The sequence below is a fragment of the Paenibacillus sp. ClWae2A genome, assembly GCF_032452295.1.
Lineage (GTDB): Bacteria > Bacillota > Bacilli > Paenibacillales > Paenibacillaceae > Paenibacillus.
The window spans coordinates 88,677-112,409 of record NZ_JAULSQ010000014.1; the positions used below are offsets into that span (position 1 = coordinate 88,677).

The 23,733-nt window shown below is 46.0% G+C and carries 20 protein-coding genes; 8 read left to right on the plus strand and 12 right to left on the minus strand.

What is annotated here, in order from left to right; translation table 11 throughout:
• Positions 1 to 18: 18 nt before the first annotated feature.
• From QVE09_RS27110 to QVE09_RS27135, 6 genes are all read right to left on the minus strand, one after another.
• Positions 19 to 1,314, minus strand: coding sequence for an ABC transporter substrate-binding protein (locus QVE09_RS27110; protein ID WP_315939320.1), 1,296 nt, complete (start codon positions 1,312 to 1,314; stop codon positions 19 to 21).
• A 103-nt stretch (positions 1,315 to 1,417) separates the two neighbouring features.
• Positions 1,418 to 2,185, minus strand: coding sequence for a response regulator transcription factor (locus tag QVE09_RS27115; RefSeq protein WP_315939321.1), 768 nt, complete (start codon positions 2,183 to 2,185; stop codon positions 1,418 to 1,420).
• 5 nt (positions 2,186 to 2,190) lie between these two features.
• Positions 2,191 to 4,014 (minus strand): sensor histidine kinase, encoded by a 1,824-nt coding sequence (locus tag QVE09_RS27120; protein WP_315939322.1) that lies wholly within the window; start codon positions 4,012 to 4,014, stop codon positions 2,191 to 2,193.
• Positions 4,015 to 4,255: 241 nt separating this feature from the next.
• Entirely contained in the window at positions 4,256 to 4,444 is a 189-nt protein-coding gene (locus tag QVE09_RS27125; protein ID WP_091018370.1) for an aspartyl-phosphate phosphatase Spo0E family protein, read from the minus strand.
• Positions 4,445 to 4,738: 294 nt separating this feature from the next.
• Complete coding sequence (locus tag QVE09_RS27130; RefSeq protein ID WP_315939323.1) at positions 4,739 to 5,278, minus strand: pyruvate kinase; 540 nt, start codon at positions 5,276 to 5,278, stop codon at positions 4,739 to 4,741.
• 198 nt (positions 5,279 to 5,476) lie between these two features.
• A complete protein-coding gene (locus tag QVE09_RS27135) occupies positions 5,477 to 6,871 on the minus strand; it encodes a helix-turn-helix domain-containing protein (protein WP_315939324.1) in 1,395 nt (464 codons plus the stop codon).
• Between the two features lie 264 nt (positions 6,872 to 7,135).
• Here QVE09_RS27135 and QVE09_RS27140 point away from each other — a divergent pair, with 264 nt between their 5' ends.
• The gene (locus QVE09_RS27140; protein WP_315939325.1) at positions 7,136 to 8,260 is read left to right on the plus strand and encodes an LLM class flavin-dependent oxidoreductase; all 1,125 of its coding nucleotides are present in this window, start codon (positions 7,136 to 7,138) and stop codon (positions 8,258 to 8,260) included.
• Positions 8,261 to 8,360: 100 nt separating this feature from the next.
• Here QVE09_RS27140 and QVE09_RS27145 read toward each other — a convergent pair whose 3' ends face one another.
• Entirely contained in the window at positions 8,361 to 8,939 is a 579-nt protein-coding gene (locus QVE09_RS27145) for a TetR/AcrR family transcriptional regulator (protein WP_315939326.1), read from the minus strand.
• Between the two features lie 291 nt (positions 8,940 to 9,230).
• On the opposite strand from QVE09_RS27145, the gene QVE09_RS27150 reads away from it, so the two are divergent.
• Entirely contained in the window at positions 9,231 to 10,445 is a 1,215-nt protein-coding gene (locus tag QVE09_RS27150) for an MFS transporter (RefSeq protein ID WP_315939327.1), read from the plus strand.
• Positions 10,446 to 10,519: 74 nt separating this feature from the next.
• Here the strand turns inward: QVE09_RS27150 and QVE09_RS27155 are convergent, their stop codons facing one another.
• Both QVE09_RS27155 and QVE09_RS27160 read right to left on the minus strand, forming a co-directional pair.
• Positions 10,520 to 10,930 carry a DUF2000 family protein gene (locus QVE09_RS27155; protein WP_315939328.1) on the minus strand — a complete coding sequence of 137 codons (411 nt, stop codon included), beginning with the start codon at positions 10,928 to 10,930 and terminating at the stop codon, positions 10,520 to 10,522.
• Positions 10,927 to 11,490, minus strand: coding sequence for a type 2 periplasmic-binding domain-containing protein (locus QVE09_RS27160; RefSeq protein WP_315939329.1), 564 nt, complete (start codon positions 11,488 to 11,490; stop codon positions 10,927 to 10,929). The genes QVE09_RS27155 and QVE09_RS27160 overlap by 4 nt, the downstream gene beginning before the upstream one ends.
• A gap of 217 nt (positions 11,491 to 11,707) precedes the next feature.
• Here QVE09_RS27160 and QVE09_RS27165 point away from each other — a divergent pair, with 217 nt between their 5' ends.
• Positions 11,708 to 12,949 carry an ATP-grasp domain-containing protein gene (locus QVE09_RS27165; RefSeq protein ID WP_315939330.1) on the plus strand — a complete coding sequence of 414 codons (1,242 nt, stop codon included), beginning with the start codon at positions 11,708 to 11,710 and terminating at the stop codon, positions 12,947 to 12,949.
• A gap of 66 nt (positions 12,950 to 13,015) precedes the next feature.
• A complete protein-coding gene (locus QVE09_RS27170) occupies positions 13,016 to 14,302 on the plus strand; it encodes an MFS transporter (protein WP_315939331.1) in 1,287 nt (428 codons plus the stop codon).
• 40 nt (positions 14,303 to 14,342) lie between these two features.
• On the opposite strand, the gene QVE09_RS27175 is transcribed toward QVE09_RS27170, so the two are convergent.
• A complete protein-coding gene (locus tag QVE09_RS27175; RefSeq protein WP_315939332.1) occupies positions 14,343 to 15,404 on the minus strand; it encodes an oxidoreductase in 1,062 nt (353 codons plus the stop codon).
• A 156-nt stretch (positions 15,405 to 15,560) separates the two neighbouring features.
• On the opposite strand from QVE09_RS27175, the gene QVE09_RS27180 reads away from it, so the two are divergent.
• From QVE09_RS27180 to QVE09_RS27195, 4 genes are all read left to right on the plus strand, one after another.
• Complete coding sequence (locus tag QVE09_RS27180; protein WP_315939333.1) at positions 15,561 to 16,424, plus strand: LysR family transcriptional regulator; 864 nt, start codon at positions 15,561 to 15,563, stop codon at positions 16,422 to 16,424.
• A gap of 63 nt (positions 16,425 to 16,487) precedes the next feature.
• Complete coding sequence (locus QVE09_RS27185; protein ID WP_315939334.1) at positions 16,488 to 18,071, plus strand: helix-turn-helix domain-containing protein; 1,584 nt, start codon at positions 16,488 to 16,490, stop codon at positions 18,069 to 18,071.
• Positions 18,072 to 18,159: 88 nt separating this feature from the next.
• Positions 18,160 to 19,176 (plus strand): ABC transporter substrate-binding protein, encoded by a 1,017-nt coding sequence (locus QVE09_RS27190; protein ID WP_315939335.1) that lies wholly within the window; start codon positions 18,160 to 18,162, stop codon positions 19,174 to 19,176.
• A 9-nt stretch (positions 19,177 to 19,185) separates the two neighbouring features.
• Complete coding sequence (locus QVE09_RS27195; protein ID WP_315939336.1) at positions 19,186 to 19,755, plus strand: nitroreductase family protein; 570 nt, start codon at positions 19,186 to 19,188, stop codon at positions 19,753 to 19,755.
• 330 nt (positions 19,756 to 20,085) lie between these two features.
• On the opposite strand, the gene QVE09_RS27200 is transcribed toward QVE09_RS27195, so the two are convergent.
• Positions 20,086 to 22,152 carry a methyl-accepting chemotaxis protein gene (locus QVE09_RS27200; protein WP_315939337.1) on the minus strand — a complete coding sequence of 689 codons (2,067 nt, stop codon included), beginning with the start codon at positions 22,150 to 22,152 and terminating at the stop codon, positions 20,086 to 20,088.
• 230 nt (positions 22,153 to 22,382) lie between these two features.
• Positions 22,383 to 23,489, minus strand: coding sequence for a Glu/Leu/Phe/Val family dehydrogenase (locus QVE09_RS27205; protein ID WP_315939338.1), 1,107 nt, complete (start codon positions 23,487 to 23,489; stop codon positions 22,383 to 22,385).
• Between the last annotated feature and the right edge of the window lie 244 nt (positions 23,490 to 23,733).

Here is a 23,733-nt window from a genome sequence, read left to right on the forward strand (position 1 = left end):
CGGTTTCAATCAAATTATTTAGGGTTGCAACACGCTTTGGATCTCTTCCTGCATTTGTTTCAGGTTATCCTCAGCTGTCGCTGTCTTTGCAAACAGTCGGTCAAATCCCTGCAATACCGCATTGTCGATATCCTGCCAACGGATATGACCGGGAATTAAGCGCGCTTTTGGCATTTCATCTATGACGGCCTGCACGATATGCTCTTTGCTTGGGTTATTCGGCTGAAGAATGAATGCATCTGAGTTCAGAACAGAGGTACGCGGAGGCACAAAGTAGGTGGCTGTCGCCTGAATCCCCTGCTCACTGGCAAAATACTTCAACAGCCTCTTCGTTTCCTCTGGATGTTTGCTATCGTTGAACATGGCATATCCGGCCTGCCCCAGCATCGGTACACTGCCTTGTGAACCGGAAGGCATAGGCGCGATGCTCCATTCAAAACCCGTAATTTCTCTTGCTTTGGAAACATAGCTGTAATTATCGAAGAACATGCCCACATTACCCGCATCGAAGCTGACTTGCTCACCCGCCTTCGGGTGTGATTCATCGGTGAACATCATGCGCTCCAGTAATTCAAAGGTCTGTATGCCGTAGGCATCGTTCCAGGTGAACTTCGTCATACCTTCGTCGAATGGACCGCTTCCATTGGACCAAGAGTAGGAGGAGAGCACCGCCCAGGTCTTCCAGTCGCGAAAAAAGTTGGCTCCATAGATTCGGTTGGTCGCCTCCTTACTTGTAATCGCCTTGGCAGACTCTTCGAACTGTTCCCATGTCCATTGTCCTTGGGTGGCAAGTGTGTTTGGATCAGTCAGGTCGGCCTTGTCGAACAGCGTTTTATTGTAAAACATGACCACAGGAGGTGTAGAGAAAGGTAGCCCCAGCAGCTGGTCGCCATCACGGAACAAATCCAATGTACTTGGAATATAATCATCCAGCTTAAACTGTGCATCATCCTTGAACTCGGATACATCGGCCAGAATGTGATTGGACTTGAATTGTGGCACCATTCGCTCCGATACCCAGGCGAGATCAGGAAGAGAGCCTCCGGCAGCAAGCACCGAATTTTTTTGTTGGTATTCTGCGAAAGGTACGGATTCCATCGTAACTTTGATGCCTGGATTTTCCTTGGTGAAGCCATCGATCAGCTTGTTGTATACATCCATATGTGCCTGGTTGCCCCACATCATGAACTTCAGCTCTACCTCTCCATTCTCCCCGCCTGCACTGCCAGGCTCACTGCTGGAATTTGCGCTTGTGCACGCGATTGAAGCCACCATCATGAGTATAAACACCAGTATCAGTCCTGCTTTTTTCATGGAAATCCCCCTTATGGACGTCGTGGTATACATGTGCAACCAAAGTATAACGAAAGCTTCGTTCCCTCATAAATCACGTCAACTACAGAAATGGTATGGTTTTTCAAGAGATACTGAATCGGTCTCGATATTCTCCTGCGGTCCATCCCACCTGCTGCTTGAACACCAGCATGAAGTGTTTGGGGCTCTGATGCCCGGATAACCGTGCCACATCATAGATTTTGAGACCCGTGTTGATCAGTAACCACTTGGCCCGCTCCATACGTGCCTCTGTGATGTATTCGGAATAATTGATGCCTATTTCGTTCTTGAACAACTGGCTCAAATAAGTAGGGTTCAAGTTAACAAGATCTGCTATCGTCTGAAGTCGCAGATCTCCATCGGGATGTTGCTTGATGTGCTCCTTCACATCTCGGATAATCTTCCGTGTATCTCCACCAGCGTGTTCTGCTTTCCCAGATGGCTCCGGGATGGAAAGGGTTGAAATACCGTATCTGCGATCCAGCAGCAATTGAATCTTTTGTATGCATAATGCCAGTTCATAACGATCGATTGGCTTCAACAGGTAGTTCAACACCCCAAACTCCATCGCTCTGCGTGCATATTCAAACTCACCGTAGCCGCTAATGATGAGCATTAGCAATTCAGGGTACATGTCTCTTGCTTTGCTTACCAAAGTTAATCCGTCCATTTCACGCATGCGGATATCCGTGATTAACACATCCGGCACCTCACATCTCAGAAAATCCAGCGCCTCGGTACCGCTCGACGCTTCGCCCGTTACCTGAAACTGAGAAGACACTTGTACGATCAGCTCCCTCAGTCCCTGACGGATGACTGGCTCATCCTCTACAAGCAATACTTTATACATGCGCTTCAATCCCCTTTCGGTAGAAGTTGAATGGATATCGTGACCACCAGGCCCTGCCCGGGACTTCCATCAATGCTTAGGCTGCCGCCCTCTCCATACATGAGGCGAAGCCTCTGAGCGATATTGTTAAGCCCCAGACTGTCCCCGGCATGGCAACGTAATGCCTCATTGGAAGGCTGTTTTGATATGGACTCATTTAACTCGTCAATCTTTGCCTGAGCCATCCCCTTACCGTTGTCTCGTACACTAATCAGCAGTTCATGGTCGAATTTCAAGGCAGATATCCAGATTACTCCTCCATTTTCCTGCCCTTCAATGCCGTGGTAGACTGCATTCTCCACCAGCGGTTGCAGTACCAGCTTGGGAATCAAATACTCCGTTATCGCTTCTTCGATGTCATAGATAATCTCTAACTTGCCATCGTAACGTACCTGTTGAATGCGTACATAGGATTGTACAAAAGCCAGTTCTTCCCCAAGGGGAACCATCCGGTCCACCTTATCAATCGTGTAACGCAGCAGCTTGCCAAGCGCCGTCACCATGTCCGATACCTCAGCATGCCTCTGGCGAATGGCCATCATGTTAATGGACTCCAGCGTGTTGTATATAAAATGGGGATTCATCTGACTTTGCAACGCTGACAACTCTGCCTCCCGCTCTTGAATGCCCAGCAGAAACACCTCATTGAACAGTCGATGAATCTCTTCCATCATTCGGTTAAAGCCCCGGCTAATCTGTCCGAATTCATCACTGCTGAAGTGTGCTACCCGCTGGCTAAAATCTCCCTGCTCTACCCGAATCATATGGTGCTTCAATCGAATCAGTGGCTGGGTGATACGATAGGATAACAGAACCGCCAGAATCGCTATACCCGCCATACACAATACAGCGAACCATATTGTGAAGGTGAGCATCTCACCCGATTCCTTTTGAATCACAGCAATAGGTGTAAGACTGCTCACCGAAAGACCGGAATAGCTGGAATGGTGTTGTACATAGAGATAGGACTGCCCAGCCAGAACAACTTTTTGGTTTCCTGCATAGTTTTGAAGCTGTCCATTCATTAACAACTGGTCGTACGCAGACATCCCTCCAGTTGAGGTCCGTTCGAACAGAAGACGCTGCTTGCTGTCTACAATCATCAGACTTGCATCTTGCTCAACATTCAGATTGGATAACAGTTGGCCGAAGGCTTCCAGACGGATGTCAATCAGAATGTACCCCAATCGCTGGAGCGTACCCGGATCTCGAAGCACTCTGCCCACCGATATATACGATTCTTGCTGACCACCCGTGTAATAGCCGGGTTGATGCGGAGGAAGCAGGCGCCATGTCCCTTCCGAGTCTTCAAGCTCTGCAAACCAGTCATCCTGCCTGCTGTCCCATACCGGCTTGACCGCCAGCGAATCGAGATTGGAGAACAAAATACCGCTGTTGCTAATCAGGTGAATCCCCCGAATCTCGGGCCGATCATAAGCTTGACCCGATGTGTAGAGCTTCATTTTCAGATAATCCTCAGACCTCGCCCATGTACCCGACCCCATTGGAGCGTTGTATTTCCCTAGAATGCCAAGCACCATCTGATCGTAAAGCGGCAAGAGCGACAACCGCTCAAAGTCCTTCAGCAGCCGATTCAGATTGGCGTTAATCTGGCGAACCAGTTCAATGGTGAACTGCTCGGTCTTGCGATCCATCGTCTGCGAGAAATGCTTGTAGTTCATCATTCCCTGCAAACTTAGCGGCAGCAACGTCAGTGCCAAGAACAACAGGAGCAACTTGGTGCGCAGGTTTACGTTTTTTCCGAGAAAAATGCGTACCTTGTCCATCATTTCCGTTCATCCCTCCCTCTCCCGATCATTGTATGAGTCCCCTCCACAGATCAATCTGGATATAACTGGGGTCATCATATCCAGTTTTAATGATCATTCGCTATCCTGCCAATCCTGGAATTGGTACGGAATTTCAAGTTATCCGCATAGGTTTCAGGGTGAACGCCAAAAAGCCGACTGTATCGCTACAGTCGACTACGCTATTCTATAGAACACTAATTAGACAAAAAAACCGACTGCATTATGCAATCGGTTGTCTGTTCCTAAGATGGCTTTTATATTTGAATCGATTATATTCATTAATAAGTTCGTCCAGTACCATGGACTGTCGGAGGACTTGGTTGTCCTGCATGCCATGATTCTCCGCCAAACGACTTAACTCTTGCCTGTTCCGTTCGATTTTATCTTTGATCTGCCTCGGTTCATTCATAGCATGCACCCCCTCTTTGTATAACATTTTAGGATACATTGCCAAAAAATTTATATTATATTCCTTTGCAGAATAAAATGTTTATTTACATCGAGATACTTTCAACATCAAGCATTTTGCATAGAGATATGAAAACCTCTCATCACTACAAGATGTGCGCAAATATATTGAGAGCATGTCTACATATCGTGTTCAAGAATGGTCGAAACAACAAACGCAAAAGTAAATCATGGACATATTATCATTTTTGGTCCCACTTACTTTCTGCCTTTCTTTTCAAAAAAGTTAATACATCTATTGGAAAGTAATCTCTTCGTATAGATAATTATCATCACCGTTCTGCATGCCAAAATAACGAAGTCTGTAGCCCTCTCGATAACGAGCACGCAACAGATGAATAGAAGAGTCATTCTCAAACTCAATGTAACCTGTTAAATAGAGTAGGATCAGATATTCCTCAAAACGTGGATTACCCAGAGTCATTTCACTCTCTTCCATTCCGTAAAATACTTCGATTTCAAGAACTAATAGAAGAGAAAATCCTCGCACAGTGGAATTGATGATCCATGCAAACTCCAATGGCTCATGGATATCCTCATCCTTATTCAGGCTAATTAATTGCTTGGTTCCCCTCTCATCCTTAAATACATAAGCTGCAATCGCCTGATCAAATTCCGCATGAGGATCGTTACGTAAGTCGGAAAACTCCTCTAAATCTACCTTATCAGCGTAGTATTTCTTGGTTAGTCGGTCATGAATCTGCTCTAACGTGAATGGATTAGGAATGTCCAAAGTTATATATTTGTCGTAAAGCTTCTGAATATCAATCTGCAATGATAAATCCTCTTTTCGTTATGGATAAACTAATGGATAGTACAAATAAGCGCCCCATCTCCATATCCCGGAAATAAGACGCATGTTAATGAAAGACTTTAATATCAATAATCCTAATATCCACCTGCACCATGATTAAAAACCAGATTTATAATATGGCTTATACCACCAGTAATACTAGAAAATATTATGAAAGAGCTAAACAGCGTTAATACCAACTTTGCTTTTTTTCTCATACCGACCATAAACCTCCTTGATAATACTTTTATATTGAGACTCTATTAATTCAGAAGCCTGTGTTCTGTATTCCTCAAATAAACTCACACAATAAATTATGGTGGAGTCATCCTTGATCTTGTGAGCAGAGCTTAAACAAGTAAGCAGATCCCTGAAACCTTCATGATGCCTGGCTTTAGACAACTGGTAGAATGCTAATTCAGCCCAAAATTTAGTATATCGATCATCTTTTATCTGAGTGGTATAACTACTCTCATAGTTAGGATCATTAACTAACATACGGATAAACAAATCAAATCTTTTGAGAACGTGGTCAACATTCAGTTGATACTGATTAGCCGCTTCCATAATTTTGACAAGTCCAAGCAGAGTTTCATTTTCATTCGCTTCTATAAAGTCGAGATAGGAGTTAAGCGCATCATAGTCACCCGTCATCAACTTATATAAATAGGTATTAACTTCAGCCCAATCTTTAAATCGATTTATAAAGAGTTGATCTTCTGTAGTAGGGTCTTCAATAACAATATTTGAATAGAAAGAAGTATACTCTAGTGCCTTTTCATACTCTTTACGTTCTCCCCATACTGTTGCTATTAATAAGTAAGCATAAAATTTATAAGTAAATAATGGGTGTTTTGAAGTTCGAATAAACTCCAATCCCTTTTTTTTATTTTTGTATTGTTCCAAAAATTTGACCCGTTGCAACAGTTCATCAGCTAACTGGAATACTTTATCCCAATGACATAACCCATTGTATGTATTCGCCAACTCCCTAATCGCATCCAGTTGCCGTTCCTCATCCAGCCGATTAATATATGGTTCAAAATGTACGGCCGCACGAAGATTCTCATGCTGGTCCTGACCTAGAGATAACGTGAAGATGCGATACTGGCACAAAGCCAGACGTTCCGAGTGTTGATATTTCTCACACTCCGCCACACATTCGTACAACATCCGTGCAGCCTTCGTCTGTCCACGTTCAAGCATGCCTTCCGCCATCTCGAACAACTCCGAGATATACGAACGATCATCCGTCACTTCCTGGATAACCTTATGAATACATTCGAGCTTGTCCAATTCAGCACAGCGTTGCAGGAATGGTTCCAGTCTCCTCCAATGAGGTGCCGATTCCACGAAACATTCAGCCCCATAAATCTCGTAGAAATACCCCTCTTCCAGCTTCATGCCTTGGGTAATCAGATCCAGTTGCGCCATAGCGATGGGCCGAGTCCCCTTAATAATTGCGCTAAGCGTTCCAGCGTTAACTCCCGATATATCGGCAAAATACTGCAGGGTGTACCCCTGTTTCCTGATGTAGTCCTCAATATATGAGCGTATCGTAGTTGTAGGTTCCATGTATCCCACCTCCACAATGAAAATCCATAATTTTGAATTTATATGATAAGCACAATTTTAATCCTAAATTTTACAGCGGTCAATAAAAATCGTGGCAATTCCCTTCACATTTATGCAATGAAGCCTGGCTGCTCCTGCTTATAGAAAAAATCCATTAGAAGAATCCGTGAGAACATGATACATTTAATTCAACTTACATATCCTACTATTTCAATAGGATTATACAACACAGAAATTATCAATTCAGTTCGAGGAGAAGGTCAGATGAAATTTGCCTTGTTTAGTCTCATGATGAATCTGCCTAATGCTGTAACCGGGGAAGCTCTAACGACACAACAGAAATTCCACAATATATTAGAGCAAGCGAAGCTGGCTGAACGACTAGGTTTCGATGCTTATGGAATCGGTGAACGACACGGTGCGCCTTTTTTATCTTCCTCGCCACCTGTCGTATTAACCGCAATAGCCGCAGCAACCACACGCATTCGGTTACTAACCACCGTCACTGTTCTTAGTATACTTGATCCAGTCCGGGTTGCCGAGGATTATGCCACGCTGGATCAATTATCGGGCGGACGGCTGGAGATGATCATCGGGAAAGGCAATGACCCTCGGCACTATCCGCTGTTTGGCATCCGCGAAGAGGAACAATGGGATTCACTCGATGAACGCTACCATCTGCTAAAACGGCTGTGGTCTGAAGAGAATGTAACCTGGCAGGGAACGTATCGCCCTCCGCTTGAGGGAGTGACCACGTGGCCCAGGCCGCTTCAGCAGTCCATCCCAATCTGGCATGGTAGCGCGTCCAGCACGGTCTCGACCGAACTCGCTGCCAAATATGGCGAGCCGCTCTTCACGTCGAACTCTTTTCACCCTCAGGTCAAATATAAAGCGTTAATTGATCTTTATCGGGAGCGCCTCGATTATTATGGTCATGATCCGCAGCAAGCAGTGATTGGTTCTGGTGCCGGCAGTCTCTATCTGGCGGATACGGGTGAAGAAGCCATTCGCCGCTATAAGCCATATTATGAAGCGTTCCATGCCACCGCCGCCGCACAGCATAATCAGTCGCCCTTTACCGATCTGGAGGATAACATTGCACGAGGTCCTGCGTTAATCGGCAGTCCGGAGCAGGTCATTGAGAAAATTCTGGACTATCATGCCGCTTACGGACATCAGGTGCTGAGTATCAGCGTAGATGGACTGACGCATAGTGAGCAGCTGGAGCAAGTGGAGCGTTTTGCCAAGGAAGTCGCCCCTGTGCTACGCCGCGAACTGCCAAGTTCGGTATGGAACGCATCCCCGGTGTTAAGCGAGCACTCATCCTCCCTTTCCTCTAACGCTACAGACTCATGGCCCTCAGCCATCTCACCTATATTCCAGGTCTAACAATCTCCAACGTACAATACACGCGCGCCCCTTCCAGGGTGATTCCTACGAATCACCCTCTTCCCTCTTCCTCCAACTTGTATCGCCGCTTTCCCTCTACTTACTTGGACTGAATACCTTCAAACAATGAACGGAGCAACAGATCTACAAACGCATCCTCCATCGCTTCCCCCGTCACTAACATACGATAGAACACCGGCCCATAGATCAGATCAATGTACAGTCCAATGTCCACCCCTGCCTTCAATTCGCCACGTTCCACACCCTTCTCCAGAATTCCCCGAGCTTCACGCCGACGTGGTTGAATGTATCTTGTACGGTATTCTTCGGCAAGCCCTGCATCCGACTGCCCTTCCCCAATAATCTGTGTAATCACTTTTCCTTCCCGACTGGTCAAAAAACGAACCAGATTACTCGCATGTATGCGTATATCCTCCAATACCGAGCCTGTATCCGGTACTGGTAATCTTGCCGTTGCGGCAGACATATATCCGTCCATGATGACAGCGCCTTTGTTCGGCCACCATTTGTAGATGGTGGCTTTGCTCACCTGTGCACGTTCAGCAATCTTCTCGATTGTAACCGCCCCGAATCCGTGCTCCAACAACAACTCATACGATGCTGTAAGAATGGCATTCTGGGTTTCCATGTTACGCGGACGTCCTCTTTTGGCAGTCATCTTGAGCCCTCCTGGATGCAAAAAATATATTTTATCATCAGTAATATTCATAAAAACGATACGTTCATTATACTAAAATGCATTGCGTACACACAATTCATTCTCCGCTCATTTTTATATCCTCATTTAAATTTCTATCTAAAATATGTCGAGCCTATTTACAATACTAAACGTTTAGTTTATTATATGTTGTAATTAGTGAACACAACGTTTAGTAATTAATATTAAACACACCCATTTATCTGGAATATCGAACTTTCAATACGAATATGAAATCTGTGGAGGATGATTATGATGGATATGAGACAACAAGTGAAGAAGGCACCTGTACCTACCTGGATTATTTTTTTGCTGGCATCCGCTTGTGGATTGATCGTGGCAAACCTGTATTATGCTCAGACCGTTATCGGACCGATCAGCATCACAACGGGGCTGTCTTCTGCCGCTGCCGGATTGATCGTAACGTTGACTCAGATTGGTTATGTCATTGGTTTGCTGTTCATCGTGCCGCTCAGTGACATTACCGAGAATCGGCGCCTGGTCGTGCTTTTCCTCATCGTACTGGTCGTTGCTCTCCTTGCTGCGGCTTTCTCACCCACTGCTGTTGTATTTCTGACTGCCTCCCTGTTCATTGGCATAGGTTCTGTTGTCGCTCAGATTCTGGTGCCCTATGCAACGTATCTTACCTCCGAAGAGCAGCGCGGTCGGGTTGTAGGCAATGTAATGAGTGGTCTGCTGCTGGGTATCATGCTCGCTCGTCCTGTCGCAAGTTTCATCACCAGTCTCTTCGGATGGCAGACGGTCTTTGTATTCTCCGCCATTGTCATAACACTTCTAATGCTGCTCCTGTCACGTGCTCTTCCTGCTCGCCAGCCTGAACCCACCTTGAAATACGGGCAATTAATCGTGTCCTTGGGCACACTGTTCAGAACGATGCCGCTGCTGCGCCGCCGGGCGTTCTATCAGGCCAGTCTGTTTGGTGCCTTCAGCTTGTTCTGGACCACGGTTCCGCTCAGACTGGCTAACGATTTTGATATGTCACAGCAAGGAATTGCCTGGTTCGCACTAGCTGGTGTCGGAGGTGCTATTGCCGCTCCCATTGCCGGGAGACTGGCTGATCGCGGACTAACACGTATTCTGACGGGTGCTGCCATGGTGATCGCTGCTGCTTCGTTCGGTCTTGCTTATGTGTTCCAGAGCCACTCCACGTTGGCATTGATCCTGCTTGTGATCGTGGCGATCACACTGGATATGGCTGTCTCGGGAAATCTGGTGCTGGGTCAACGCATTATCTATTCGTTAGGAAGTGAAGCGAGAGGGCGTGTGAATGGTATATTCATGTCGATTTTTTTTGTCGGCGGTGCGATTGGTTCATCCCTTGGAAGCTGGTCTTATGCTAACGGAGGCTGGAGTCTCACAACGCTGATTGGCCTGATTATGCCGCTGCTCGCTTTGGTGTATTACTTTACGGAAAAGAAAGCAGCCGTCGCCAGCAATCATCTATAAGTGTGTCTATAACAATTCTTTCATATATAAAGAAGGGCAGAGTGATCTCTAAGATCAGCTTCTGCCCTTTTCCCTTATTTCATGACACTGAATTTTTTGGTCGCTGCCCTAACTTGATCATCCTCGCCCCATACAATGACACCTACCACTTTGGTAGCTTCCAATTCCATCGAAGCAATCTCAACTGCATATTGTTCAAAGGCATTGTTGAGCGACTGGCCTGTCTGTGAAAAAACAACATGGCTCAGTTCCCCGCTATCATCTGAGCAGAGTTTGGCCAGATTGATCAGCTGATTCTCCCCAGCCTTCAGAATGACAGTGCTATATCGGATGCCCGCATGCTGAACGCCGCTCTGATCCAGCACAGGTTGATCAGAATATAACCCCGGCTCATTCAGAGCCGCTTGTCCCATTAACAGGGCAGCCACATTAGCAGCGGCGCCAGGTTCCAGATTTTTATCCAGTATAATAGCAATTCTTTTCATATGACTGCATTCACCCTCTGTGTATTTTGTGTAAAACATACCCATGGCATATTGATTCCCTCGCGCAACACCTTGTAGGTCACAAGCCCGTAATGATCAGCGCATAGCTGATTGGTGAGCGCAATGGAATTCTCCGTGTTGTGCAGAACCTTTCTACACGCTTCGGGGTTGGACGATACGGTGCTGTTCTCTCTATAGGTTGTATCAAGTTCAGATAACAAGTATGTGGTTGCTGGATGATGATAGATAATGTCGATCTGATCGGGACATACCGCATGGCAGCCGGATAGAACCAGCGCAGGAATCTTCTCCACAAAGCTCTCAGACACCACTAGTTCAGAATCCATGATGAAGCTGTTGAGCTTGGGATACGCCCCGGGGACCAGTAGGCAGGAAATGATCCCTGATCTCAAGTCTTCCGCAGCCGCTTCAAATTCGGGGTATGGCTTGATTCGTTCCGAGTTGCCTAACTTCTTCGCGATATGCATGCTGCAAGTGAGGAATCCTTCATCGTCTCCTAGCGTTCCCAGTATGGCATATTTCTCTTTAACGATCTCCATTTATTTCTATTTCCTCCTTTTTATTTCTGATCCGCTAAAGATCGTATACCAAAAAATTCCTATTGTCAATTAACACTTTAACGCAACATAAATATGTATTTTAGTTCATATTTTTAACTAAAAGGTGTATTCAAAATGGAAAATATTGAGCTATAATGTTATGAAATGAATTTTTACTATTTTTAGTATTTTGTTGAAAGGGGATATACGAGAACGTATGAAAACCATTGTATACATATCTGATTTCAGGCTACCTACTGGATTAAACTTCGTTAGACCTTTGCAGAAATTAGCGGATCACAAGAAAATTCTGATTATTGAACGGCATAATTTGCATCATGATGAGGTGCTCAGAGACTTCTTTGATGAAATTAGGTATGTTGATCATCTTGAATCTGTGGATGCCATTCGGGAGCATATGATGCAGATCCGAGAATCCCATTCCATCTCTGCTTTGTTAACGCCGGGTGAGAATGCGATTGAGATTGGTGGTCAGCTCCGTTCCGAGTTCGGTATCCCCGGTATGCAGCGCAATCAGGCTGAAGCTGTTCGCAACAAATGGATCATGAAACAAATGCTGCATCAACGCGGAATTCGGACATCCGAAATTGCCATTGCTCTACATGAACAGGACTATATTCGTTTCACTGCTGTACACGGCTTCCCGATTATTGTGAAGCCACTCAGCGGATATGGAAGTATCAATACGTTCAAATTATCCAGCATGGATGAACTGATACATTATCTACACCATACAAGACAAGCACAGCAAAGGGATTTGCTGGAGGAATTCATCCACGGTACGGAGTTTCATTGTGATTCCATTGTGTCTAAGGGCAAGGTTGTATTTGCATCCGTTTCCCAATACTTGTATAACTGCCTGGATATTGCGACGAAGCAGAAACCTCCGGCCAGTATTACGTTCCCTGAAGGCACGGAAGCTGATTTTATCCATCACATCAAAGAAATTAATGAGCAGGTGATTGCTGCCTTGGGTATCAATCAATCCGTAACACATGCCGAACTTTTTCTAACTCCGGAAGGAGAAGTGGTTTTTGGAGAAATTGGTGCAAGAATCGGGGGATCACATGTTATGCCTCCTTGTATCAAGAACACCCATGGCGTTGATTTCTTCGAAGCCGTTACTGATCTGGAAGTTGGAATATATGAATTTAAGCAACAGGAGACAAGCCAGAAATTCACAGGCATGATCTGCTTCCCTTCACGCGCCGGGATAATTCAACACATATCCGGGATAGAGGATTATGCGGATATCCCCGGCATCGTTGAGTTCAATGTATCCTATCAAGTGGGGCAGTGCGCCGGGGACGTCAACGATACCATGACCCGATCAGGCTATGCTATCGTGGAGGGTGATTCGTTCGAGGAATTGCGTCAAACCCTGCTGGATATGTACGATCGTTTCAAGATTGAAGTGACAGTTGCTGAAACCGTATAAGTTGTACGGATGAACCTTACCGTTTTAGGTCTGGAGTGACGGTTATCTTGGGGAGGGCTGGAATTATTGTCGTTATTCAAAACCTACGCGGGTCTGAGCCGCGATATCTATTATCTCTGTTTAGCCAGAACGATTAACAGCACGGGAGATTTTGTATTCTCCCTGATTACCTTGGTGCTTACGTTGCAGATGGGCATGAATGTGGTCAGTGCAGGAATCTTTGTGTCCATGGCAGCCCTGATTAGCGGACCCGGTGTACTTCTCGGCGGCTATTTAAGCGATCTTATGGGCAAAAAAACAATTATTGTCATCGGGCAACTGTTGTCTGCCATCATGATTATAAGCTGCTCTTTTTGGTCAGGAACCATTACTGTTGGTTATCTTCTGATTGCAGTCATGTTCTTCATCAGTATTACCCGGCCTGCTTATAATGCATTGATTATTCAACTGTGTACGGAGGAGAAAGAGCGAAAGTCCGCCTTTTCCCTCATGTATCTGGGGGCCAATCTGGGTATAGCCATCGGACCACTGGTCGCCGGTTTTTTTATCAAGGATCACGTCAACATTGTCTTTATAAGTATCGGTACCGTGTTTCTGATATCTACCTTTATCATCATCAACCAGGTTAAGATCGGCACACGCAAGGAATTGGCATCAACAAGCAGCGAACATGCTGGACAACAACAAGAACAACAACGATTGAGCCAACCGCCTTCACCGTTATTCAGACTACTGCTGAAAAATCCACTCGTTGCCTTCTTCATCGTTGTGTCATTTCTTAACTATTTTATCTATATGCAATACTCATTTAGCCTCCCACTCCAGATGAATCACTCGTTTGGCGAGAACGGGGCAGCCTATTACGGCTCTGTCATGACCATCAATGCCATTAGCGTCATTATTCTTACCACCGTGATCCTGTCCGCTACACGCAAATTAACTGCCCTGAACTCCATAGCTACAGGCGCACTCTTCTATGGAATCGGATTTGGAGCCTTGAACCTGCTCGGAACCTTCCCCCATTTTTCCATCGTCGCCTTATCCACGGTGCTGTGGACCATTGGTGAGATTCTTGTGCAGACCAACATCAATCTGTATATTGCTTCGCGTGTACCCGATACACATCAGGGACGGTTTAACGGCTTGCTGTTATTCGTAGGTTGCCTGGGTTATACACTTAGTCCATATTTGACAGGCATTTTCATCAAAAGCATGGACATGGAAAGTGTATGGATCATTATTCTGGCTTTCAGTCTGTTCTATGCGTTGTCTATGATTATTCTTTGGTATATCGAAAAAAGCTCAACTAGAAAAAGCGAAATGAATCCGCTGGATCACTCAAAAAGTATCTGAACCTCAGGGCAGCCTATTCTGCCCTTTTTTCACTTTATTTTCACACCAACACGGGCAGATGCGTAGCAGCATCATACTCGACCAAACGCTCACCAGCATTCAATTTACGCACCAGATCTGGATTGGCGATAAACGGTCTGCCGAACGCAGCCAGATCTATGCTTCCCTTACCAATCGCCTGCTCTGCGGTCTGAACATCCAAATCCCCCACACCAATGATGATTCCATCCCACTGACTTCGAATCCGCTCGTGAAAGGTCCGCTCCCCTTCCCATGCTTTCGCATAATGGTCTGTTGAGGGATGCAAGATTGTTACTCCCGTCTCGCGGAACAAATTCAGATATGCATCGATCATTTCAGCTTTATCTACCCATGCATAGGATGCATCATCATCCTTTTTCTCAGAGAATCGTACAGATATGCGATCTACACTGATCTCTTTTTTCACAGCCACAATAATATCCCGCAAGAACCGCAATCTACCCGCAGTGTCTCCTCCGTATTCATCTGTTCTGTGGTTGGTCTTCTCATTGATAAACTGGTCGATCAGATACCCATGCGCAGCATGCAGCTCGATCCCGTCAAACCCCGCCAGAACTGCATTACGGGCAGCAGCCTGAAAATGCTGAATCGTATCCGCTATATCCTGTGTACTCATCGCTTGGGGAACCTGATACGGCTTATGCAGCTTATGCACTCTTCCCTCTGCCGCAAGGCTGGAAGGTGCCAGTGGAGCGGTTCCGATCAGATCGGAGTGGGACAACCTGCCGACATGCCACAGTTGAGCAATAATGGTGCCGCCATGTCTGTGAACAGCATCCGTTACCCTTTTCCAAGAAGTCGTCTGTTCATCTGTATATAAACCGGGGATGCCGTAGGTGCCTTTGCCTGCCAGATTCGGGTTAATGCCCTCGGTAATGATCAGTCCCACGCCATCCCGCGCACGCTGCTCATAATAGGCGACCATCTCATCCGTCACGGTCCCCTCCTGATCATCAGCAAATCCCCGGGTCAACGGCGCCATCACAATTCGGTTCCTTAATTGCCACTGATGAATCGTCACCGGGCTTAATAGTGTTGAACGTGTATTCATGTTATCCATGTCATATCCCTACTCTCTTCGTCTTTAAGGATATTGTAAGGCGACCCTGATATATCGTAAAATGATTGAAATATATACTTGTATCTCTCAGAGAGATACCTAACATTAGCATCTGCGGAAGCAATTGAAGTTAATCAATGTTCAGGAGGGTACAGCATGGAACTTTCCGATATCGATATTGTTCTCGCGGTGGCGCGTTCAGGCAAAATCTCACAGGCCGCCAAAGAACTGAATTACGCACAATCCAATGTCACTACACGTATCAAAAAACTGGAGCAAGAATATCAGATCCAGTTGTTCAACCGATTTCCCAAAGGCGTTGTACTGACCTCCAAAGGAGAACAGTTCGTCCAGTACGCCACACAGATTCACAACCTTTTGCATGATCTGAAGCAGGATATGACCGATCCCGGTGAGCCTTCCGGCACACTGAAAATCGGCATTGTGGAAACGGCGGCATCCAGCCGTTTTATGGAGATCCTGAATGAATATCAGATAACCTACCCGAAGGTGTCCATCTCACTCGTTAACGCCACTTCACCCAAAGTACTGCGCAAGAAAATACAGGACGATGAGATTGATGGTGCTTTTATCAGCGGGGCTTGTGTGAAAGAAGGTTTGAAGGTGGAATACGAGATGCAGGACACCGTTCATATCATCTCCAAGCAGATGGATACACCACCCGAAAGTCTGTGCCAAGTATCATGGGTTGTTTTCCCCGAGGGCTGTCCGTATCGTGAAATGACCGAAGAATTTTTGCAGGAAGAAGGATTGTCCGCACGTAATATCATCGAAGTGAGTACGATGGAAAACCTGCTTAGCTGTGTAGAGTCAGGAATCGCATTTACCATTATGCCGTGCAGCGTTATTCACAAGAAACCGGATAATTTCTCCGTATTTGATCTGGCTGATCGCTATACTCATACCACGACAACCTTTGTCCGCGGTGAGGATCGGTATGTCAGTAGTGCGTTGGATCAATTCATGAAGCTGCTGAACCAGAAGTGCATCACGTTTTGATATAGATAACTTTTATAAGCAGCAGTATAGTATGTACATTCACAGCAGTCAGGAGAAGATCAGATGAAACTCACGAATCTTTTATATAGGCTCATTGACGCTCGGCGTGTCGACAACAATGCAGAACAAGTGTCCTTTCCATCCCGTCCACATCATACGCTGCTTGTTGTGATCAAAGGGGGCTTAACTGTCAAAGTCGAAGACAAAGTCATCTCCCTATGCGCCCCTCAAGTCCTCTCCGTCCCGCCTTCTCACACCTGTATCGCAACTACTGAGGTACAGCATGATTTTGAATGTGTCACCTTAACCTACAATGTCTACAACGAAGAACTGGAAGGCAACATGCAGCGAGTTATTGATCCACATCTTGAATGCATTGCAGCTGTTGTTCCCTCAGCTCCCGTGCTTGCCATTCAAATCCATGAAGGTGGGCAGAAGGAAGATCCATGGGCTGGAATGGCACGTCAGATCCTCTTTCAGGAACTGTGTCTTGTCCTATTGAAGCAGAAGAAGCAAAAATCTCAGGAAGATACAGCAATTGAAGCGGTAAGGCAGAGCCAAAAATATATCCATACACATTATCAGGAGAACTTCACACGCGAAAAACTGGCTGAAATGGCTGGACTGAGTGTCAACCGTTATTCCAGATTGTTCAAAAAAATGATCGGACAAGGCCCCATCGAATATCTGAACGCCGTACGCATCCGGGAAGCCGGTGATCTGCTACTGGCCTCGGACAACACGATCAAACAAACAGCCCGCCAGGTCGGGTATGAAGATGAATTCTATTTTAGCCGAAAATTCAAAGCAACCACCGGATTGTCTCCCATGGTCTATATTAAAAAGCATCGCTCCGTAACACGTATCGCTTCACTTGCCCATCCCTATACGGGGCATCTGCTTGCCCTTGGTATTGAGCCTTATGCGGCACTGATTAATCCGGTCCATAGAACCTCATATGAATTCAAAAATGTGATTCAAGTGGGCAGAGATCAGCCTGATCTGGAACTATTAATGAATGCACACCCGGAACTGATCATTGGGTATGAAGGAACCGATTATGAAGAGCCCAAAAAAGCCGAATTATTTCGGCATATTGCCTCCACTTGCACCGTATCTTTTGCAGGAGATTGGCGTAAACAGATGTACTCCATTGCACAATCCGTGGGCAAAATAACAGCTGGTGAAGAATGGCTGGAACGTTATGATCTATCGGTCAAACAAAAAATCTCCAGTATACAGCATGCCATCGATGACCGCCCTGTGGCTGTTGCGCAATACGAAGATGGACAGTTCCGGGTCTACGGCAACCGTAATCTGGGGACGGTACTCTATGATGATTTGCAGTTATCCGTACCCCAAGCTCTACACCACGTATCCCATTCCCGTTTAATGTCGCTGGAACAGCTGGTTCAGTCGGATATTGAACACTTCATTCTGTTTACAAGTGGTCACGCAGAAGAGCGTACGCACACTGTAGCGTCGCTTATGCAAAATTCAATCTGGCAGCAATGGGAGGCGGTTCGTATGAATCAAGTCTATGAATTGGGCGATTCCTCCCCCTACTCCTGTTATACTTCCTTGGCCCATAGTCTGTTTCTGAATCGGGTTAGTCAATTGTTCCTGAGCCAAACGTCCATGCATTAAACAGGAATATCCATGGATTACGATTTGGAATGCACCTATAATTATTTTTGATAATGATAATCAAAATCAGTTAAAGGGTGTGTACAACGTGTCTTTACCTAACAACCAACGCTTCTCTACCTTTTTCAAATCAGGACGATTCCTTATAACCGTTCTTGTTCTATGCAGCATGCTTGCAGGCTGTGGGACTTCCCAGAACAGCGGGAACTCCGCTTCACCCGACTCCAATGGGGTAGAGCCATCAACCGCTGAACAGGGAAGTGAAAATACACGCACTATTTCTACGATCAAAGGGGATATCGAAATTCCTGCTGAACCCAAGAAAATTGCGGGTATGCTCTACGTCTTTGCTGACCAATTACTCGCTCTCGGCATTGAACCGACAGCCATGGTAACGTATAACGATCTCGGATTCCCTGAATATCTGGCAGATCAGATGAAAGATACCACTGCCGTAGGTTCCGGCGAGTCTCCCAATTTTGAAGCATTGCTCCAGGCTGATCCGGATCTCATTCTGGCCTCCAAAACGTTAAATGAAGCAAACTATGAGCAACTCTCCAAGATTGCTCCAACGATCCTTTTTGATAATGAAGAAAAAGGAGACTGGGAGCGATTCATGGAAACGGCAACCGTTCTTGGCAAAGAAAAAGAAGCCCAAGCGGTCAAAGACGCCTATGATGCCAAAGTGACCCAAACCCATGATGAGCTTGCCGTAAAAGCCAAAGACGAAACGGTGGCTTACATGCGCGTACAGGATAAACAGCTTCAGTTGATTAAACCTGATGATAACTTCACTCTGTTTGGTGCTCTGGGATTAACCCCTGCTTCAGTAGACAGTGTAGATTTTCAGGGATCATGGAATGTGGCAATCTCCGAGGAAATTCTGCCTGAGTTGAACCCGGATCGGCTGTTTATCATTCTTCGTCCAGGTGAAGAAAACAAGGTTGTGCTTAACAACATCATGGATACATCCATCTGGTCCAATCTGAATGCAGTCCAGAACGATCATGTATATATCGGTGATGCCAACCTGTGGTTTGCAGGATACGGTCCCCTCGGTCTTAGCAAAATTATTGATGAGATCGCTGCTTCCTTCGAGTTATAGAGGGACATGATGAAACCCAAAACAAGCCTTAGGCAGACCGTGATCGAACGACGCACGATTCAGGAATTTAATGGCCTACCCATTCCCTTGGAAACGATTCATGAGATTCTGGAGGACGCGATATGGGCACCTTTTCATTCCAAAAAGGAACCTTGGCGCTTCATTCTGTTTATGAATGAGGGCAGAGAGAAATTCGCGAGCGCTGTATTGAGTACACGCAATCCTGAATTTGTAGCAAAGTACGGACAACAAATCAGAGCAGCCTATTGTGAACAGACACCTGTGCATCTGGTTGTGGTTATGACAGCCAACCTGCCCTCCAAAGCGTGGGAAGAGGCTTTTGCTGCAACCTCGGCACTGATTCAGAACATACAGTTGCTCGCCTGGGAACAACACATCGGGGTCGTATGGAAGACAAGTCCTTTCAACGAAAATCCACTATTCTGTGAAGCCATTGGTGTGACACCGGAGGAAAAAATAGTAGGCACACTTCACATGGGGTATTTTAACGCTGAAGATCAGCCTATGCCCAAGCCTCGCACACCTCTCCCTCAACTGTTGCATCTCATTGATCACTAAATGGACTAGAGCACATTGATCGAGACCATAAAAAAGAAGGGGATGTCCTATAAGTCATGAATATGACAGGGGACATCCCTTGTTCATGTTATTTTGTTTTAATGAACCTGAGGCACGCTATTCGCTCCCATTTGCCCAGATCCGAGATCTAACGAATCACAGAGACGTTATTTCGTAGAATCGCTCGATTTTTTAGGGTTTGACAACGTTTTTTGACGAAATAGCGTTACTGAGATTCTTTAAATCTTGCAAGCGTGATGATCCGCCTTTTAAGGTGCGGTAGGTTCGTTAGCGCTTGGAGCGAGGCGGAATTCCTTTTGAGACAGCCCCTTACTCCACCTTGAATCGCGCAGCCGATTCAGCCAGCTTTTGTGTCAATTGATCGATCGTATCAACCATGTTTGCCAACTGCTGCACCGTGGAAGACTGCTCCATCATGGTTGCTGTTACCTCTTCAACCGAAGCAGATACCTGCTCTCCTGAAGCCGACAAACTATGAGCTGACTCCAGTACAACATCCTTGTTCTGCAACATCTCTTGCATCTGTCCTGCCATTGTGGCGATCTGTTGATTAATGACCGTCACCTTCTCTAGAATCACATCAAACGCCTGACGAGTCTGCAAGACAAGCTCATCCTGTCTGGACGAGATGGTGTGAATTTCTGCAACACTTTGGTTGTTCTCGGCGACATCGGCCAGATTCTGCTCGATAATGCTGGAGATTTCCTTGGACTGGCGGGAACTCTGCTCTGCCAGATTGCGAATCTCCTCGGCCACAACCGCAAATCCTCGGCCATGCTCCCCCGCCCGTGATGCTTCAATTGAAGCATTCAATGCAAGCAGATTGGTCTGCTTCGCAATCTGGCTGATGGCTTCCGTGATCTGACTAATACTGCCCGAACTCGTTTGAAGTTTGACGGTAATCTCAGAGATTTTCTCCACTTCCCGTTCGTTCACCTCATTAATACGCATCAGTTCATTCACGACTTCATTCCCGTTGTGGAATACCGTTTCGATCTCATCCGCTCTTGCCTTCACATCCTGTGCACTGCTGTTCATCGCAGCCACTTTATCGCCAAAGCTGTTGAATTTGCCTGCAATCTGCTCGGTATCTTCCGATTGGGCCTCCATCGCTTTTGCAATCCCCATGGACGTCGCCGATGTCTCATCAATGGATCTTGCCGTCTGTCTGGATGTTTCCTCCAATTCCTGAGTGCTGTCTTGGAGAACATGAATGGAATTATTCATATCGGTAATAAGGTTCCTGTTTTGTTCCACCATAACATTAAAGCTCTCAGCCAGATCCTTGAATTCACTGTTATATCTGCCATTGGCCTTAACGGTCAGATTGCCTTGAGCAAGCTGTTGGAACAGCCCGATCAGACGAATGATAGGTCTTGTAATACTACGAGAAATCAACAATCCTACGCCAATAGCCAGAGCAATTCCAATCAAGGTCACGATAAACATCTGGCGCTGTATATCATCTATTGGGCGCTTAATATCGTCATAATCGTCAATAATGACCACAGAGAGATCTGCACCCGGAATTTGATCAATACGATAGTAGGTATCCTCTTGATCCATCGAAGTGATTTTCACTTTGTCGGTGGCTCTGGCCTCGATAATTCCCATCGCGTCCTTATCCTCTTCCAACGTTTGTCCCACAAGGGAAGGGTCCAGTGAATCATACATAATGATGCCGCTCCGGCTCAGCACTTCAACTTTGCCTTGACCATTGATTTTAATGTCTCCGAGTTGCCCCAGGAAAAAGTTGCTGTCCACCGACATAGCAAGCACACCCAGGATATTCCCCTCTTCATCGATGATGGGCTCCGAAAATGCAATAATGAGCTTCTTGCTAGTCTTAGAGACGACGGCATCACTGATGAAGGATTTCCCCTGTATGGACTCCTTGAAATATTCCCGATCTCCCCGTGACTGACCAATCACTTCCGGCATGGTTCCCGCCACCATGATTCCTTCCTTATCAAACACGAAAAGATCTGGCTTACTTCCTTCCGTTTCCGATATACTGTCGGTCAAGATCGTATTGGCCTTATTGAAATACGGGTTCTCATCCGAGAAAAATTCTTCATCCGTCATGTCAGTTGTATTACGCAGCTCCAAGAGTTCCTTGAAGGTATTATGTACGGATATCGCATGACTCAATTGTTGCTGAAGTTGCATCGCTGTCCAAAGCCCTTCCCCAAGGCGGTCAGCCATCACATTAATCTCATCCTTGCTTTTCCTGACCACAACATCAGATGAAATCATATAACTTGTGGTCGTTGCACCAAGCAGAACCAAAACAACCAATACACTGATCATGAAAGGCAATTTGATTTTAAGCGACATATTTTTGATCCTATGCCCTAACCCTTTTCTTTTCCCCATTTCCCACTTCTCCCCACTTCCCTGAACCATCTGCATCTGAACGATGTACATACATTATCGGAAAAATCCATAGTAAAATTGATCAATTAGGGAGATATTGCCACTGTTTTCTTTTTTTATTACGGATAGCAACATAAAAAAATGGCCTGTCAGATCGACTATCCATCTTGGGAATGGATGTTGCCGTTATCTAACAGACCCTTTTAAATTTGGTTATGATTCTATTACGTTTACTTTCGCAATCTCCGGGAACTCAATGCGTGATGACCATTCTGCAAGAATGTACTGCGCGTATTCTTCATCTGTTCGATCCGACGCTCAGCCAGACGATCCGCGGCAACATAGGTAGCGATGCCCTCAGTACGTGAGCTTTCGAATATTTTCTCCAGATTGGAATAGATCTCTCCGATCTTGCTCCATGCCCGATCCGCATTATACCCGTTCAGCTCATCCGCAATATTAATGACACCACCTGCATTGATAACATAGTCAGGCGCGTATACGATGCCCATATCATATAATTGATCCCCATGACGGGTCTCCAGTAGCTGATTATTGGCACAGCCCGCTACTACCTTCGCCTTGAGCGTTTTGAGCGTATCGTCATTAATCGTGCCGCCCAGCGCACATGGTGCATAGATATCGCAATCCACACTAGTGATGTCTGCGGGATCAACTGCTGTCGCACCGAAGCGGTCCACAGCCTGTTTCACCAAGTCCTTATGGATATCCGTAACGATCAGATATGCACCTTCCTCATACAGATATTTGCACAGATGCATCGCCACATTGCCGACACCTTGGACCGCTATCGTTTTACCCTCCAGCAGATCGGTACCAAATGCTTCTTTGGCTGCTGCCTTGATCCCCCGATATACACCCCAAGCCGTTGCGGGTGATGGGTTACCGGATGAACCATAGCTCGCCGAGATGCCTGTCACATAGTCGGTTTCCTGATAGATCAGGTTCATGTCCTCTTCCGTTGTTCCCACATCTTCGGCTGTAATATAACGTCCGTTCAACCCTTGAATATATCGTCCAAACGCCCGAAACATCGCTTCATTTTTGTCACGCCGCGGATCTCCGATAATAACGGTTTTGCCCCCGCCCAGATTCAGGCCAGATACCGCATTCTTATATGTCATACCACGGGCAAGGCGCAGGGCATCTTCAATGGCTGCTTCTTCTGAAGCGTAAGTCCACATCCGCGTCCCTCCCAGCGCAGGGCCGAGTGTTGTGTCGTGTATGGCGATAATTGCTTTTAACCCTGAATTTCGATCCTGGCACAGAACCAGTTCCTCATAATCGTGATGCTCCATTGCTTCAAACCAACTCATGTGCTAACCGTCTCCTCCAACCATTTTTGCGATCCAGTCGCATTGTTCTCTATTCATTGACCATTCTCTATTGTACCCATGAATACCCAGTTTGTGCAAAATCACATCGCAATGTCAGAGAAGCATCGATCGATGTTTCTCATATGCGGGAGCATATCTGTCGAATTTCAGATTATAATTTTATCGTCTATCAATAGAAAAACCTCTCTCCCTTACAGGAGAAAGGTACAATTCACTTAACTGC